The 14,983-nt window shown below is 64.7% G+C and carries 15 protein-coding genes; 8 read left to right on the top strand and 7 right to left on the bottom strand.

The features are described from left to right. The first annotated feature begins 22 nt into the window (after window positions 1-22). The 3 genes from AB4Y34_RS26365 (at window position 23) to AB4Y34_RS26355 (ending at window position 2,498) form a co-directional block, all read left to right on the top strand. Window positions 23-694: a heavy metal response regulator transcription factor gene (locus AB4Y34_RS26365; RefSeq protein WP_368717681.1), complete on the top strand. Its 672-nt coding sequence runs from the start codon at window positions 23-25 to the stop codon at window positions 692-694. Next, on the top strand, window positions 691-2,091 hold the full coding sequence (locus tag AB4Y34_RS26360; RefSeq protein ID WP_176384601.1) for a heavy metal sensor histidine kinase: 1,401 nt from the start codon (window positions 691-693) through the stop codon (window positions 2,089-2,091). Before AB4Y34_RS26365 ends, AB4Y34_RS26360 begins: the two co-directional genes overlap by 4 nt. A gap of 104 nt (window positions 2,092-2,195) precedes the next feature. Beyond that, window positions 2,196-2,498: a putative quinol monooxygenase gene (locus AB4Y34_RS26355; RefSeq protein ID WP_176384599.1), complete on the top strand. Its 303-nt coding sequence runs from the start codon at window positions 2,196-2,198 to the stop codon at window positions 2,496-2,498. Between the two features lie 57 nt (window positions 2,499-2,555). On the opposite strand, the gene AB4Y34_RS26350 is transcribed toward AB4Y34_RS26355, so the two are convergent. After that, a complete protein-coding gene (locus AB4Y34_RS26350; protein ID WP_368717680.1) occupies window positions 2,556-4,034 on the bottom strand; it encodes a diguanylate cyclase in 1,479 nt (492 codons plus the stop codon). 115 nt (window positions 4,035-4,149) lie between these two features. After that, window positions 4,150-4,908, bottom strand: a complete 759-nt coding sequence (locus AB4Y34_RS26345) for a GntR family transcriptional regulator (RefSeq protein WP_176384596.1) — start codon at window positions 4,906-4,908, stop codon at window positions 4,150-4,152. Window positions 4,909-5,176: 268 nt separating this feature from the next. Here AB4Y34_RS26345 and AB4Y34_RS26340 point away from each other — a divergent pair, with 268 nt between their 5' ends. The 3 genes from AB4Y34_RS26340 to AB4Y34_RS26330 all read left to right on the top strand — a co-directional run bounded on the left by AB4Y34_RS26340 (window position 5,177) and on the right by AB4Y34_RS26330 (window position 7,042). Further along, window positions 5,177-5,518 carry a UxaA family hydrolase gene (locus tag AB4Y34_RS26340; protein WP_368717679.1) on the top strand — a complete coding sequence of 114 codons (342 nt, stop codon included), beginning with the start codon at window positions 5,177-5,179 and terminating at the stop codon, window positions 5,516-5,518. A 45-nt stretch (window positions 5,519-5,563) separates the two neighbouring features. Continuing rightward, window positions 5,564-6,739, top strand: coding sequence for a UxaA family hydrolase (locus AB4Y34_RS26335; RefSeq protein WP_176384595.1), 1,176 nt, complete (start codon window positions 5,564-5,566; stop codon window positions 6,737-6,739). A gap of 171 nt (window positions 6,740-6,910) precedes the next feature. After that, window positions 6,911-7,042 (top strand): hypothetical protein, encoded by a 132-nt coding sequence (locus AB4Y34_RS26330; protein ID WP_368717737.1) that lies wholly within the window; start codon window positions 6,911-6,913, stop codon window positions 7,040-7,042. A gap of 4 nt (window positions 7,043-7,046) precedes the next feature. On the opposite strand, the gene AB4Y34_RS26325 is transcribed toward AB4Y34_RS26330, so the two are convergent. Next, window positions 7,047-7,229: a hypothetical protein gene (locus tag AB4Y34_RS26325; RefSeq protein ID WP_176384528.1), complete on the bottom strand. Its 183-nt coding sequence runs from the start codon at window positions 7,227-7,229 to the stop codon at window positions 7,047-7,049. A gap of 2 nt (window positions 7,230-7,231) precedes the next feature. Between AB4Y34_RS26325 and AB4Y34_RS26320 the strand changes: the two genes are divergently transcribed. Beyond that, on the top strand, window positions 7,232-7,507 hold the full coding sequence (locus AB4Y34_RS26320; protein WP_368717678.1) for a hypothetical protein: 276 nt from the start codon (window positions 7,232-7,234) through the stop codon (window positions 7,505-7,507). A gap of 360 nt (window positions 7,508-7,867) precedes the next feature. Here AB4Y34_RS26320 and AB4Y34_RS26315 read toward each other — a convergent pair whose 3' ends face one another. Further along, a complete protein-coding gene (locus AB4Y34_RS26315) occupies window positions 7,868-10,453 on the bottom strand; it encodes an adenosylcobalamin-dependent ribonucleoside-diphosphate reductase (protein ID WP_368717677.1) in 2,586 nt (861 codons plus the stop codon). A 284-nt stretch (window positions 10,454-10,737) separates the two neighbouring features. Beyond that, on the bottom strand, window positions 10,738-11,025 hold the full coding sequence (locus AB4Y34_RS26310) for a DUF3331 domain-containing protein (protein ID WP_013091570.1): 288 nt from the start codon (window positions 11,023-11,025) through the stop codon (window positions 10,738-10,740). Window positions 11,026-11,368: 343 nt separating this feature from the next. Between AB4Y34_RS26310 and AB4Y34_RS26305 the strand changes: the two genes are divergently transcribed. After that, complete coding sequence (locus AB4Y34_RS26305; RefSeq protein WP_368717676.1) at window positions 11,369-12,463, top strand: AI-2E family transporter; 1,095 nt, start codon at window positions 11,369-11,371, stop codon at window positions 12,461-12,463. A gap of 7 nt (window positions 12,464-12,470) precedes the next feature. Here AB4Y34_RS26305 and AB4Y34_RS26300 read toward each other — a convergent pair whose 3' ends face one another. Further along, window positions 12,471-13,349, bottom strand: a complete 879-nt coding sequence (locus AB4Y34_RS26300) for an alpha/beta hydrolase family protein (RefSeq protein WP_176384592.1) — start codon at window positions 13,347-13,349, stop codon at window positions 12,471-12,473. Between the two features lie 122 nt (window positions 13,350-13,471). Continuing rightward, window positions 13,472-14,584, bottom strand: a complete 1,113-nt coding sequence (locus AB4Y34_RS26295) for an OpgC domain-containing protein (protein ID WP_176384591.1) — start codon at window positions 14,582-14,584, stop codon at window positions 13,472-13,474. Window positions 14,585-14,983: the final 399 nt, after the last annotated feature.

Here is a 14,983-nt window from a genome sequence, read left to right as displayed (position 1 = left end):
GTGCGCAGGAGCGGCGAGCAACATGAGCATTCTGGTTATCGAAGACGATCCGAAAACCGGCGACTATCTGAAGAAGGGCCTGCGCGAGAACGGCCACGCGGTCGACCTCGCGCGCACCGGCACGGACGGCCTTCACCTGGCGCTCGGGCACGACTACGAACTCGTGGTGCTCGACGTGATGCTGCCCGGCATCGACGGTTGGGAAATCATGCGGGCGTTGCGCGCGCGACGCGATTTGCGGGTGATTTTCCTGACCGCGCGCGATCAGGTCAGCGACCGCATTCGCGGTCTGGAACTCGGCGCCGACGACTATCTGGTCAAGCCGTTCTCGTTTACCGAGTTGGTGCTGCGCATTCGCACGCTGTTGCGCCGTGGCGTGATCCGCGAAAGCGACGTGTTCGAAGTCGCCGACTTGAAGCTCGACGTATTGCGCCGCCGGGTCACGCGCGAGGGCGTCGACATTCCGCTGACCAACAAGGAGTTCATGCTGCTGCATCTACTGGTGCGCCGCGAGGGCGAAGCGCTGTCGCGTTCGCAGATCGCGTCGGAAGTGTGGGACATGAATTTCGATAGCGACACCAACGTGGTCGACGTGGCGATCAAGCGCCTGCGCGCGAAGGTCGATCACCCGTTCGAGAAGAAGCTGATTCACACGGTGCGCAGCATCGGCTACACGTTTGGCGACGGCGCATGAGACTCTGGACCGAACGCTCGCTGATCGCGCGCACCACGTTGCTGTTCGCGCTGATCGCCTGCGCGGTGATCGGTTCGCTCGGCGCGTATTTCTATCATTCCGCCGAAGTTGCGCTGCAACGCCGCGCCGATGTCGTGCTGAGCGGCCGCGTCGAGCATTTCAGCCGCATCGTGCACGACCTTTACTCGGTCAGCGAACTAAAGAAGCGTCCGCTGTTGTTCGAGACGATGCTCGGCGCGGAGGAGGACGTGCTGATCTTCCGGCGGCCGGGCGAAGCGCCGTTCGTCGACGTGAATCCGGGCGGGCTCGCGGTGCCTGATTTGCCGCTCGCCCCGGCAGGTGATCCGCCGCGCGCCACCGACGTTCGTCGGACGCACCTTCCCGACGGCGTGCCGGTGCATTGGGCGATCGCGACCGCGACAGCACGCGAGGATGGCACCGAAGTCGAGGTGATCGCCGGCCATCCGATGACACATGAAATGCGCATGCTGGCCGAGTACCGCAACCGCATCGTGCTGGCGACGCTGACCGGCATGCTGGCCGCGACGCTGCTCGCTTACTGCGTGCTGCGCCGCGCGCTGCGACCGGTGCGCGAGATCGCCACCCGCGCCGCGCAAATCAGCCCGACGAATCTGGCGGTGCGGCTCGACGATCGAGCGGCGCCGGTGGAACTGCGTCAACTCACGTACGCGTTCAACGCGATGCTCGATCGTCTCGCCGACGGCTATCAACGCCTGCAGCAGTTTTCCGCCGATCTCGCACACGAGATTCGCACACCGGTCGGCGCGCTGGTCGGCCAGACCCAGGTGGCGCTCGCGCAGCCGCGCGAAGCCGACGAGTATCAGCAACTGCTCGAATCGAATCTGGAGGAGCTGAATCGCCTGAGCCATATCGCGGAGAACATTCTGTTTCTCGCGCATGCGGATCATGCGGCGTTGTCGATCGAGCGGCAGCCGGTCGATCTGCATGGCGAGCTCGTCAGAATCGCCGACTATTTCGAAGGCCTGGCCGACGAACGCGGCATGCGTTTCGAAGTCGACGCGGCAGGCATCGCGTCGGCCAATCCGATGCTGTGCCGCCGCGCGATCAACAATCTGGTCGTCAACGCGGTGCGTTACGGCGCGGGCGACACGATCGTGCGCCTGCGCGGCGAGCAGGACCAGGCGGGCGCGCTGGTGACGGTCGAGAACGAGGGCGAGCCGATTCCGGCCGCGCAACTCGACCGGCTGTTCGATCGCTTCTATCGCGGCGACGCGGCGCGCAGCGCGTTCACGGAATCGAACGGACTCGGGCTCGCGATCGTGAAGGCGATCATGCATCTGCATGGCGGCAGCGCGCGCGTGGTGTGTCCGCTGCCGGGCGTGGTGCGTTTCGAGCTGCGCTTTCCGGGCGCGTGACCTGCTCGCGGGGTAGGTCCGGCGCCGCGTCAGACGCCGCCGCCTATACTTTTCAAAGCGCTTTGAAAGGATCGTTCGCTGCCGACCTCACCAGGAGTCGCATCATGGTCAAGCTCGCTTTGTATGTCCGTCTGGAAGCCAAGCCCGGCAAGGAAAAGGAAGTCGAGGCGTTTCTGCTCGGCGGCCTGCCGCTCGTCGAGCAGGAACCGGCCACCGCAGCGTGGTTCGGTCTGAAGCTCGGTCCGTCGATCTACGCCATTTTCGATGCGTTCGACGACGAAGCCGGCCGCGACGCGCATCTGAACGGCAAGGTCGCGGCCGCGTTGATGGAGAAGGCGGCCGAGCTGTTCGCGTCGCCGCCGAGCATCGTCCGGCTGGATGTGCTGGCAGCCAAGCTGCCGGGCTGAGTGAGCTCGAGCGACGAGCGTTGCGCCGGCGTGGCGAACGCCAGACGCCCTCGGCCGTTACTTCGCCGCCGCCTCCACGCCCGGCTGCGCGTCGTAGTGCGCGCGCTTTTCCTCATACATCAGCAGATCGGCGCGCTGCACGCCCGCTTCCAGCCGATCGCCGCGCTGGCAGGTCGCCGCGCCCATCGAGAAGCTCAGCGGCGAGCCCGGATAGAACTGGTTGTTCATCTCGACCAGCTGGCGAATCGCGTCGATCATCGCCGCGCCACCGCGCTCGTCGGTATCGGGCATCAGGATCGCGAACTCGTCGCCACCGATCCGAGCCGCGTGGAACGGCGACTCCATCGCCTTCGCGAGCACTTCGCCGGCCCGCCGCAGCAGCGCGTCGCCGGCCGCGTGGCCGAGCTGATCGTTCACGCGCTTCAGGCCGTTCAGGTCGGCCATGATGATCGTGACGGGCCACGGTCCCTTGCGTTCCAGCCGGTTCAGTTCGTCGACGTAGAACGAGCGGTTGCGCAGCTTGGTCAGCACGTCGTGCTTGCCGAGGAATTCCAGGTAGGCCTCGGCCTTCTTGCGCGCGGTGATATCGGTCAGCGCGACGAGCACGAGATCCCAGTCCCGCTCGTGGCCGGGCAGCACCGAGAATTGCAGGTGTACGTGAACCTCGTTGCCGTCGAGTGAATAGTTGAGCACCTCGCGCTGCTGGAACAGCTTGTTGTCCCACAGGTCGATCAACTGCTCGCGGAAATGCGGGCGCATCTCATCGCGGAACACGTCGGCGAGGCGCGCCATCAGCGTCTTCTTGTCCTTCGCGCCGAACATACCGAGCGTGTGGTGGTTGACGTCGAGCACATGGATTTCCGCCATGCAGCGTTCGACGAACTCGGGATGGACGTCGGTAAACACCCGGAAATCGTTGATGCCGGCCGCGCGCGCGCCGTCGAGCAGGCGTTTGACCGCGCTGAAATCTTCGACCCACAGCGATACCGGCGAATGTTCGAAGAGCCCGCGCGCGTATTCTTCCGCCTCCGCGACACGGCGCCGCGCGCCTTCGAGCTCGGTGATGTCTTCGGTCGACACCAGCACGCGGTCCCAGCGTTGCTCGTGACCGGGTAGCACCGCACCCTTGAGCAGCACGTCGAGGCGCCGTCCGCCGAGCGTGTAGTTGACCGTGTGGCTCGTGAAGCTCGACTGGCCGGCCCAGAGCTGGCACAGCTCCTCGAGGTGCGTTTTCAGCATGTCGTCGCGGAACACCGACGCGAGGTTGCTCGTCAGCGTGTCGAAATCGGCGGCCTCGAATTGCGTGAGCGTCTGCCGATTGACCTTGATCACGCGGATGCGGTGAGCGCATTCGGCAACGTGGCGCGGGTCTGCGGCGAAATGGGCGCGCAGATCGGTCACGCCCGCGGCTCGCCATTCATCGAACAACGCGCGCACGCCGCTGAAATCTTCGAGCCACAGCGACACCGGCGCGAGTTCGAACATTCCGGAGTCGTCGTTGATGGGCGCGGCGCCGCCCGTGAGGGTATCCAGCATGAGGTTCTCGGAATCGGAAGTGCGGCTATTTTAGACAGGTTGGCGCCGGCCGAAAATGAAAGACGATTGGCCTGTCGTTTTTGCGCAGATGTGCCTGGCGAGTGACGGTGGTCCGCTATTTCTGATCGTCGCGCGCCGCGCGCGTGCCGATGTACTCGTACTCCTCGGTATTGAGCCGCGAAATGCGCAGTTCCACCGCGCTGCGGTGATACGAGTATGCGATGCGCCGAATCTCGAGCAGCGGCGCGCCGACATCGACGCCAAGCTGCGCGCTTTCGAGCTCATTGGCGAGCGCAACGCTCACACGCTCATCGGTCTCGACCACGTTGATGCCGAAACCGTCCTGATAGAAGTTGTACAGCGTGTTCGGCCGGTTGCGCAGCTTGCTTTCGGTCAAGCCGGGAAACAGCGCTTCGGGCACGGTGATATGTTCGATCAGCACGGTCTTGCCGTGCAGCGCGAGCCCGTTGACGAACTGCAGCACGCGCGCGCCGGTCTCGATATCGAGCGCGGCGGCCGCCTCGCGCGACGCTCGCGCCTTCTTGAACCCGATCAGCGTGACGACCGGGTAGGCCTTGTCGCCGTCGCGCCGCACGATGCGAAAGAAGCGGAAGAAGTGCCGGTCGCGCTGATGCATCGCCACGAAGGTGCCGAGCCCCTGATGACGGATCAGAATGTTCTCGGCGCACAGTTCGTCGATGGCTTTGCGCAGCGTGCCGATCGACACGCCGAAGCGTTCGGCGAGGCGCTTTTCCGAAGGAATGCATTCGCCGCCTTTCCATTCGCCGGCCGCGAGCGCCGCGAGAATCGCGCTCTTGACCTCCTTGTACCGTGTGGCGCCCACTGCGGGCGCGTTGATCGCGAGCGTGCTCATGAAAACCTCTGGGATACGCGAGTCGTAGCTCGCCTGCGTTGAACCTGGCCTGATTCTAAACGGCCAGGTCATCTAATACATCTGGATGAATCGTATGTTGTCGGCGATTCGCGACAGCGGCACGGGTCTTCATTCAGTCCTCTAATACATATATATGACCTAGTTGACATTGAGTAAGTGAACGCCCAATATCGATTCACCGCGGCGCACCTGGCTGCGCTGCCCCGGCGGCACCCTCACCGCATTCAAACTACGAATGGAGACGCTCATGAGCAATCCCACGGCAGACATCAACGACACCGCAGCGGGCGCGTCGGCGCCACGCAGAACGATCCACATCGTGCTGCACGAGGCGAAAGACACCGTCGGCGTGGCGGTGGTCGAGGGCATCAAGGCGGGCATGCAGCTCAACGCATGGATCATGGACGAGGACGCAATCGTCACCGTGCCGGCGAAGCAGGACATTCCGATCGGTCACAAGGTCGCGCTGAAGGACATGGCCGTCGGCGACACGGTGTTCAAGTACGGCGTCGACATCGGCAAGGTGGTCGCGCCGATCAAGGCCGGCGAGCACGCGCACGTGCACAACATCAAGACGAAGCGCTGGTAAGCAGCGCCGCCCCTCACTGGCATCAACCCGAACGAGAGAGACACCATGAGCGTGACTGACCTGGATACCACTTTCCGCGGCTATCGTCGCGACAACGGCCGCGTGGGCGTACGCAACCACGTGATCATCCTGCCGGTCGACGATCTGTCCAATGCCGCGGCACAGGCGGTCGAACACAACATCAAGGGGACCATGGCGCTGCCGCATCCGTATGGGCGGCTTCAATTCGGCGCCGACCTCGAACTGCATTTCCGCACGCTGATCGGCGCGGGCAGCAATCCGAACGTCGCGGCGGTGGTCGTGATCGGGATCGAGGAGGGGTGGACCAAGCGTGTCGTCGACGGTATTGCGAAAACCGGCAAGCCGGTGATGGGCTTCGGCATCGAACTGCATGGCGATCACGACACGATCATGCGCGCGTCGAAGGCCGCGAAGGAAATGGTGCAATACGCGACGTCGCTCGATCGCGAGGCGTGCCCGATCTCGGAGTTATGGGTGTCGACCAAGTGCGGCGAGTCGGACACCACGTCGGGCTGTGGCTCGAACCCGACCGTCGGCAACGCGTTCGACAAACTCTACGGCCTCGGCACCACGCTCGTGTTCGGCGAGACCTCGGAGCTCACGGGCGGCGAGCAGATCGTCGCTGCGCGCTGCGCGAACGACGGCGTGCGCGAGCGCTTCCAGTTCATGTTCGACCGCTACCAGGACATGATCAACCGCTGGAAAACCGATGACCTGTCCGAGTCGCAGCCGACCAAGGGCAATATCGCGGGCGGCCTGACGACGATCGAGGAAAAGGCGCTCGGCAACATCCAGAAGATCGGCAAGAAGTGCATGGTCGATGGCGTGCTGGACAAAGCCGAGGAGCCGACGCATTCGGGACTGTGGTTCATGGATTCGTCATCGGCCGCGGCCGAGATGGTGACCTTGTGCGCGGCATCGGGCTTCGTCGTGCATTTCTTCCCGACGGGACAAGGCAACGTGATCGGCAATCCGATCGTGCCGGTCATCAAGATCTGCGCGAATCCGCGCACGGTCCGCACGATGGGCGAGCATATCGACGTGGATGTGACCGGCATTCTGCAGCGTGAGCAGAACCTCGACCAGAGCGGCGACAAACTGCTCCAATGCATGATGGCGACGATCAACGGCCGTTTCACCGCAGCCGAAGCGCTCGGTCATCGCGAGTTCGTCCTGACGCGTCTGTTCGAAAGCGCCTGACACGGGCGACTTGGCCGCCGCGGCGAGCCGCACGGCTCGCCCGCCGCGGTCCCCACCTTCCCGGCGCATGCCGGCACGGAGAAGCGGCCAACAATGCCCCCGTGACCGGCAGCTCATGCGGCAGTGGCGCCGGCTCGACATCTGGCAGCAGCGAGCGGAGGAGACACCATCTTGCGCGTGCTCAACCATCTCTACGTGCAGGTCCTGATCGGACTTGCGGCTGGCATTCTCGTCGGTCATTTCGCGCCCGTGTTCGGCGTGCAGATGAAACCGCTCGGCGACTGTGTGTGCGGGCGCTTTTAGTACTTTATAAAACCGAAATGACCCTGAGAGAACTCACTCTTTCGGCAAGCCAATCGTTATAGAAGAAGTCGGTGGGATTGTAGGGCATTGCAATCAGGCAGCGCAGGTGGTGGCGAAACCGATCCAGCCACCTGGCAAACCCGGCTGAACGCTGCGCGCGCAGCCAGAACTCGCGATAGAGCCGCATCAGTGCTGCTCGGCGATACCCAGCCGTTGCACTTTCAGCCGCATTCCACCGATGGCGATACATTTGAAGTTGCTGGCATTCCTAACATGACCGGTAATCCGAACTCTTGGATTGAAAGCGGCCCCGGCATGAAGAAGCAATGGCGCATGTTTGGTTCTAATGGCTCGGCAGCGGTTGACATAGACTTTGATTGCCACCACGGGCAGCCAAATCCGCATGCACATAACTGGGATGGCAACGTGCGCGATCAAGGTTGGCCCGCATCAATTCTCCCTTAGTGAGGCAAACTGTGACAGATATTGACGCAACGCTTCACGCGTATGATTACTTCCATGACTGGCATGTCGAAAGCATCGTGTTACAAAATGAATCTGACTTGACTTGTCCTGACACATTGATTCTGGGTCTCAAACTCGGTGCGCGTCGAGTCACAGCCACCTTTCAACTATCCTGCACGTCGTCGAGCCAAAAACCTGCATTCATCTCGGCGAGGGGGACAGCAGTCGCATCGTTTTAGCCGGGGCCGACGCGGCGGCTGACTGCGACCTTTTCGGACCCCGCGGCCTAGATTAGTTGCCACGGTCGCTTTGCGACCTTATGGGGTACTCACATCCACGCCGCTCGCTCCCAACCTCACACTATCCGCACGCCCCCACCTCCCCGCACGCGGTACAAAAATCGCAGCCATCCTTGCGAATCACCGCATTCGCGCCACACGAAGCGCATTTGCGTCCGAGCATCGTGTGCAGCCCTTGCGTGCCGTTCGGCTGCAGCAACGCGTCGGCGCTATCCGCTGGATTCGGACGCAGGCCGAAATCGGCGGACAGCGCCAAGTCTGTTTTCATTTGTCCGCGCGGCAAACGCGCAAGCATCCGCGATGCGACCTGATTGCCCTCGGCGTCGAGAAAGCCGCGCCGATACAGGATCTGCTGGATCGCGAACGCGAGCGCCGCCACTTCGGAATCGTGCCAGCGCGGCGCGCGATGACCGTCGAGCCGCTGCACGTCGCCAAGCCGCACCTGGCCGCGATCCCACGACACCTTGCGCATATCCTGCAGATTGCGCGCGACGAAGCCGCCGCGCGCGGCCAGCGACAGCGAACGCATCGTCGCGGTGATCCATTGTTGCGACTCGTCGCGCTGACCGACCGGAATGAAGAACTCGATCGGCCGCTCGATCGTCACGTCCTCGCCGCCGAGCCGCCCCGTCACCTCGATGAACGACACCGCGACATACAGCGACTTCTTGCCGGCCTGCGTCAGATACTCGACCTTCTCGATGATCGCCGGCAATTCGCCCCTCGGCCGATGATCGATCGCGATACGCAGCGGGTCCTGATCCATCTCGGCGAGCGTGTCGTCGGCCTGCGCGGACGACACGCTCAGCACCGCGCCGAGCGTGTCGTTCGGGCGATAGGTGGCAAGGCCCTTCAGCCCGCTTTTCCATGCATCGAAGTAGAGGCTTTCGAACGCGTCGAACGGATAGTCGGCGGGCACGTTGACGGTCTTCGAGATCGATGTGTCGATGTACGGCTGCACGGCCGCCATCATGTCGAGATGGTCGCGCGCGGACATCTGCAGCGCGCTGACGAAATAGTCGGGCAGGCTGGTCACATCGCCGCCGAGCTCGCGATAAAGCCGGTATGCGTAGTCCTCGACGTCGAACGATTCGCGGCCGCCGTCGGCCATCACCTTCATGCGCGTGTAGGTCCACGAGAACGCCGGCTCGATGCCGTTTGACGCGTTGTCCGCGAACGCGAGGCTCACGGTGCCGGTCGGCGCGATCGACAGCAGGTGGCTGTTGCGGATGCCGTCGCGGCGGATCGCCTGCTTGATGTCGTCGGGCAGACGCGATGCGAAGGTGCCGGCTTCCAGATAGCGCGCGGCGTCGAACAGCTCGAACGCGCCGCGCTCCTTCGCGAGTTCGACCGACGCGCGATACGCTTCGTCGCGCATCAACCGCGCGATGCGTACCGCGAAATCGCGGCCTTCCTGCGAGTTGTAGCGCAGGCCCATCATCACCAGCGTATCGCCGAGGCCGGTGAAGCCGACGCCGATGCGCCGCTTCGCGCGCGATTCGGCGTATTGCTCGGGCAGCGGCCACAGCGTGACGTCGAGCACGTCGTCGAGAAAGCGCACCTGCGTGCGGGTGCGGCGTGCGAGGCCGTCCCAGTCGAACGACGGCTGGCGCCCCTGCATCTGAGCGAACGGATCGACGACGAAGCGCGTCAGATTGAGCGGTCCGAGGTTGCAGCAGCCGTAGGCGGGCAGCGGCTGCTCGCCGCACGGATTGGTCGCGCGGATCGTTTCGACCGCGCGCAGATTGTTGTCCTCGTTCATCCGCGAGATGAACACGATGCCGGGCTCGGCGACGTCGTACGTCGAGCGCATGATGCGGTCCCAGATCGCGCGCGCTGGACGTTCGCTATAGACCCACAGGCCGTCATCGCGCTGCCGCACGTCGCCGGCCGCGCGCAGCGCCGGCGACGGCTCGGCGCGATGGACCAGTTGCCACGGCTCGTCGTTCTCGACCGCGCGCATGAATTCGTCGGTGACGCCGACCGACACGTTGAAGTTGTTCCAGCGCCCCTTCGAATGCTTGGCCTCGATGAATTCGAGCAGGTCCGGATGGTTGCAGTCGAGCACCGCCATCTGCGCGCCGCGCCGCGAACCCGCGCTTTCGACGGTGCGGCACGATGCGTCGAACACGTCCATGTAGCTGCACGGACCCGAGGCGGCCGAGCTGGTCGTGTGAACCCGCGCGCCCTTCGGCCGGATCGCGGAGAAGTTGTAGCCGACGCCGCCGCCGCGGCGCATCGTTTCGGCCGCCTGCAGCAGCGCGACGTAGATGCCCGGCAAACCCTGTTCATCGACGCCCTGAATCGAATCGCCGACCGGCTGCACGAAGCAGTTGATCAGCGTCGCGGCGATGCCGCTGCCCGCCGCGCTCATGATGCGGCCCGCGCCGAGCGCGCCGTGGCGCATATTGTCGACGAACTGTTCCTCGACCGACGCTCGCAACTCGGGCGGCTCGGCCTCGGCGACGCCGCGCGCGACGCGGCGATACACGTCGTCGGCGGATTGCTCGTCGCCTTTCGCATACTTTTCGAGCAGCACGTCAAGCGAGAACTGCTGCGGCGGGATCAGCGAAGCGGGTGGAGCGGAGGAAGCGGGAGGCGTGGAAGCGGCGGTGGCCGCGCGGGTTTGCGGCGTGTCTTCTGCCATGATCGGCCCTCAAACGGCGTCGCGGCGGGCGCGGCGCGGTGGTGGAAGGCGCGCAGCCGGCGCCGGACAGCGAGCCGGCGGTCGGGCGGGCGCAACGAATCCACCTTAACGCACGAGGCGCGGGGCGGCAACCGTGAGCGCGGGCAGCGCGGCGGCGGATCATGCGATGCCGCGGCGGCCGGGCACCCGGTCGTTAGGGGCGCATGGGCGGTAGGGAGACAGACCGCGACGGCAACGGGGATGAAACTCGCGCTGCGGCCGCGTACTCGGGAACGTTCCGTGCGTCAGGCCGCTTCGAGCAGCGGTTCGAGAATTTCCGCGCAGATCATCGCGGACGCATTCGATGGCGCCGGGCGCTCGGCCGGCTTGAACACCGGGTCACCGCGGCGGATCTTGCGGCGCGACACCGCGCACGTGCCGGACGAATGCGCCGAGCGGCGGCGCCAGCGCTGCTCACCGTAGTGGCAGCGGCCCGGCTCGACCCAGCGGATCACCAGCGTCGTGTCGGAGCTCTCGAGAATTTCGATGCGTACGCCATTGCTACCGTCGAGGGGGATGGACTCCAGGGTCATCATCGGCTCCGTATTGTGGAGTGCCGAATTTAGTCCCGTGCGCGCCGGATAGCCATTGTGTCATCGTTGAAACACCGTTCCGGAATTAGCAATAATCACACTTGACATTTGCGACTTGCTGAAATGACGGGCGTTGCAAGCATTTTTATGTGATTTTTTAATATTGCACATTTTTGCAACGCTGTGTTGCCTATGGCGCGACGAGGAGGGCGGCCGGGAAAAGGGCGGCAACGCTTCCTTTAAGATGTTGAGTGTCGGGCGGCGAACTGAGCCGTCAGTGTAGCCGGTTTGAATTTTTCAGGTCGGCTCGTGCGCACACTGTTCAAAAAACACCAGAGTTCACATGATTCCACGCCCTCCCGCCGTCCCGCCCAACTCTCCCGAAACGCCGTCCGTCGCCGTCGAGCGCCAGAAAAAGCAGAGGGCCGCGTCGGTCGTGCTCTATATCGGGCTCGTGCTGCTCGCATTGTGGGTGGTGCGCGACTTCATCGTGGTGGTGGCGTGGGCGGCGGTCGTCGCGATTGCACTGTGGCCGCTGCTGCACAAGGTGGCGGGGAGCCGCTGGTTCAGGGGGCGCACGACCCTGCTCGCGACCGTCTTCACGCTGGCGATTGCCGTGCTCGTGCTGCTGCCGGTCGGGCTCGGCATCGCGCAGGCGCTGCGCGAGGCGCATGAACTGAACGAGTGGGTCCGCAGCGCGCAGGAGAACGGCATCCCGCTGCCGGACTTCATCAACCGTCTGCCGTTCGGCGTGCAGCAGATCAGTTCGTGGTGGCAGGCCAATCTCGCTCAGCCGCTGCGCGACTCGGCGGCGATGAAAGGCTTGCACAGCGAAACGGTGATGACGCTCGGCCGGCATTTCGGCGCCCGCGCCGCGCATGCGGCGATGGTGTTCGCGTTCATGCTGGTCACGCTGTTCGTGATTTTTCAGGCGGGGCCGCGTCTGTCCGGCTCGTTGCTGAAGGCCGCGCGACGCGGTTTCGGCGATAGCGGGGCGGACCTCGTCGCGCATATGGGGACCGCTGTGCGCGCCACCGTGTCGGGCTTGATCGTGGTCGGCGTCGGCGAGGGCCTGCTGCTTGGCGTCGCGTACTTCGTGACCGGCGTGCCGCATGCGGCGCTGCTCGGCTTCGTCACGGCGATCGCCGCGATGCTGCCGTTCTGCGCGCCGATCGTGTTCGGTCTCGCGGCGCTGTGGCTGCTCGTGCAGGGCTCGATGGTCGCGGCAGCCGGGCTGCTGATATTCGGCTCCGTCGTCGTGTTCGTCGCCGAGCACTTCGTACGGCCGGTGCTGATCGGCAACTCGACGCGCCTGCCGTTTCTGCTCGTGCTGTTCGGCATTCTCGGCGGCGCCGAGACGTTCGGGCTGCTGGGAATTTTCATCGGCCCGGCGCTGATGACGGTGCTGATGGTGCTGTGGACCGATCTCGTGGAATAGCGCCGGCTCAAGGCCGTTGATTGGACGGATGCTCCAGCGCCGGCGCCGGCGACTTCACGCAGCCGAGCGTGTATTTGAGCGCGGCTGGCAATAGCGCGCTCCACACGTCCCACGTGTGGCCGCCGTCGATGATCCGCAGCGCCGCCGGATTGCCCGCAAGCCGCAAACGCGTGTACAGCAGCGACGCGTCGGCCTGGATGTCGAGGTCGTCGTCGCCGGATGCGATGAACATCGGCAGGCGATACGGCTGGCTCATATAGCGGTCCCACTGCGCCGGATAGTTGAGCTCGTGCCAGATGCGCGGATCGAACTGATGCTCGCCGAACACGCCGACCCGCCGCGCCGCCGACGCGCGCGGCGGCTCGTTCGCGTAGATCGCGGGACTCAGCAGCAGCGCGCCGCAAAACATCTCGGGCTGCGTCAGCGCGTAGCGCAGCGCGCCGAAGCCGCCCATCGATACACCGCCGATCATCCGGCCGCCGCGCTGCGTCGCGACCGCGTAGTGCGTTTCGATCTCGGGCAGCAGATCGCCGAAGAACGCGCTCTCCATCTTTTCCTTGCGGTCGACGTACCAGTCCGTGCCGCCTTGCGGCATCACGATCACGACCGGTGCAATCTCCTTGCGCTCGATCAGCGTGTCGGCGGCACTCTGCAGATGACCTTGCGCGAGCCAGTCGTTGGCGTCGCCGTTATTGCCGTGCAGCAGGTAGAGCACCGGCAGGCGCGGACCGTCCGCGCGATAGCCGGCCGGCAGGTAGATCGTGTAGTTCCAGTCGCGGCCGAGCGCATCGGAATGGAAACTGCGGCTCGCGACCGTGCTCGCGAACGCGGGCGCGCCGACGGCGGAGGCAAGCAGTGCGAGGGCGAAACAGAGGAATCGACGCATGTCAGTGAGGATGGCCGGCTGGCGCGGGATTCGCGCGCGGCCGTCATCCTATCAGCATTGGCGCCAGATTTGAGATGGGAAGTGGCGGACAGGCGAACGGCGCTTGATGCGCGCAAGGTTCTTCAGCCCGAGGTCCGCAGCCGCCCGTCAACGAACCGCGCGACGAAGCGCTTCAGCGGCTCCACGCCCAGCGCGACGGCAAACAGCGCGCCGACCGCGGCCGCATCGGCGAGCAGTCCGAGCGGATAGTTCAGGTAACCATCGGTCGCCGCGTAGAGCACCGAGTCGATCACCAGCGAAATCACCGCGCCGGCAATGAAGCACAGCAAGCCCTGCCGGCCGATCAAGCCGACCCACGGCAGCCGCCCCGCGACCTTCTTCGCCCAGCCGAGCTCGATCAGATTGGCGACGAGCCACGCGATCGCGAGGAAGTTGCCCGCGCGCAGATAGGACAGATTCTGCTTGAGGCTTCCGGGAAGGGGCGCGTGCAGCAAAACCAGCTTGTAGTAGGCGGCGCCCACGACCACCGCGAACGCCAGCACGCTGACGAGCCAGCCGGATCGATGCGCGCGGGTTCGCTGATACACCGGCTGGCAGCGCGCGAGCACGCCGAGCACGAACAACAGTTGCCACGCGAACGGGTTGAAGTCCCAGTGCATGTCGGGCGCGGCGGGCAGGTACTTGTTGATCGCCGGCGCGCCGGCCCACAGCGCGACGCTGCCGGCGACCAGCAGCCACGGCTTGCTGCGCGCGAGCGGCAGGATTGCGGGGACCAGCAGCGCGAAGAAAGCGTACATCGGCAGCACCGACGCGAGGTACGGCTGGCGGCGCAGCAGCATGATGTCGCGCAGTGCGGCGAGCGGCGTGTCGATCAGGTCGTCGAGATCGGTCGTGGCGAGATTCGGCCCGTCGATGCTGAATGCGGTGAGCACCGCGCTGACCAGCAGCATCAGCCCGGCGGTGACGAGAAACGCGCGATAGATCTCGAACGAGCGGCGCACGAAGCGGCCGCGCGCGATCGTCTCGTTGCGCCGCTCGGCGAGCGTCGCATAGGCGGTGGCGGTCGCGAAGCCGCCGAGGAACACGAACACTTCGGCGGCATCGCACAGCGCGTACGCATGCAGCGTCACGCGCGACAGAATGCTGCCGCCGATGTGATCGACCACGATGATCAGCAGAACCAGTCCGCGGAAAAAGTCCAGTTCGATCAGGCGGGAGGAGGGCTTGTCAGGCATTGCTCGAGTCAAAAGCAGCCCCGTGCGACGGCGCGCTGATCCAGCGCGGCGGGCGTCTCACAAGGCTTTGTAATATGGGATTGGGTGCTGCGGCGGGAAGGCGATCCGGGTTGGCGTCGCCTGTGGTCCGCGTCGCCGACTTCGGCCGCATTTTCTAGGCGGCGGGTCAGCGGGCTGTAAAGATGACCTTCGCTGCGGCATCGAGTTCCGTTGCATGGCAGCAGAGGCAGGGGATTATATTTCTTTTCATGACAATCAAGCAGCGAGACCGGCAGCCACGGCTGCCGTTTACCTGAACCGACCTTACGAAAAAAGAGGAAATAACGCGCAGTGGAGAATTAGCAACATTCCCGCTGCTTGGCGCATCCACTCATGGACGGCCGGACGATGTCGTGTGAG

Source organism: Paraburkholderia sp. BR10954 (genome assembly GCF_040965775.1).
GTDB classification, from domain to species: domain Bacteria; phylum Pseudomonadota; class Gammaproteobacteria; order Burkholderiales; family Burkholderiaceae; genus Paraburkholderia; species Paraburkholderia youngii.
This window is presented reverse-complemented; position numbering and strand designations above follow the sequence as displayed.

Bases quoted from the DNA above. Each gene is read 5' to 3' on its own strand.
- AB4Y34_RS26295 (WP_176384591.1), bottom strand. From the start codon at position 14,584: ATGCCTGACAAGCCCTCCTCCCGCCTGATCGAACTGGACTTTTTCCGC.
- AB4Y34_RS26310 (WP_013091570.1), bottom strand. From the start codon at position 11,025: ATGACCCTGGAGTCCATCCCCCTCGACGGTAGCAATGGCGTACGCATC.
- AB4Y34_RS26305 (WP_368717676.1), top strand. From the start codon at position 11,369: ATGATTCCACGCCCTCCCGCCGTCCCGCCCAACTCTCCCGAAACGCCG.
- AB4Y34_RS26335 (WP_176384595.1), top strand. From the start codon at position 5,564: ATGAGCGTGACTGACCTGGATACCACTTTCCGCGGCTATCGTCGCGAC.
- AB4Y34_RS26350 (WP_368717680.1), bottom strand. From the start codon at position 4,034: ATGCTGGATACCCTCACGGGCGGCGCCGCGCCCATCAACGACGACTCC.
- AB4Y34_RS26360 (WP_176384601.1), top strand. From the start codon at position 691: ATGAGACTCTGGACCGAACGCTCGCTGATCGCGCGCACCACGTTGCTG.
- AB4Y34_RS26300 (WP_176384592.1), bottom strand. From the start codon at position 13,349: ATGCGTCGATTCCTCTGTTTCGCCCTCGCACTGCTTGCCTCCGCCGTC.
- AB4Y34_RS26365 (WP_368717681.1), top strand. From the start codon at position 23: ATGAGCATTCTGGTTATCGAAGACGATCCGAAAACCGGCGACTATCTG.
- AB4Y34_RS26325 (WP_176384528.1), bottom strand. From the start codon at position 7,229: ATGCGGCTCTATCGCGAGTTCTGGCTGCGCGCGCAGCGTTCAGCCGGG.
- AB4Y34_RS26315 (WP_368717677.1), bottom strand. From the start codon at position 10,453: ATGGCAGAAGACACGCCGCAAACCCGCGCGGCCACCGCCGCTTCCACG.
- AB4Y34_RS26340 (WP_368717679.1), top strand. From the start codon at position 5,177: ATGAGCAATCCCACGGCAGACATCAACGACACCGCAGCGGGCGCGTCG.
- AB4Y34_RS26355 (WP_176384599.1), top strand. From the start codon at position 2,196: ATGGTCAAGCTCGCTTTGTATGTCCGTCTGGAAGCCAAGCCCGGCAAG.
- AB4Y34_RS26345 (WP_176384596.1), bottom strand. From the start codon at position 4,908: ATGAGCACGCTCGCGATCAACGCGCCCGCAGTGGGCGCCACACGGTAC.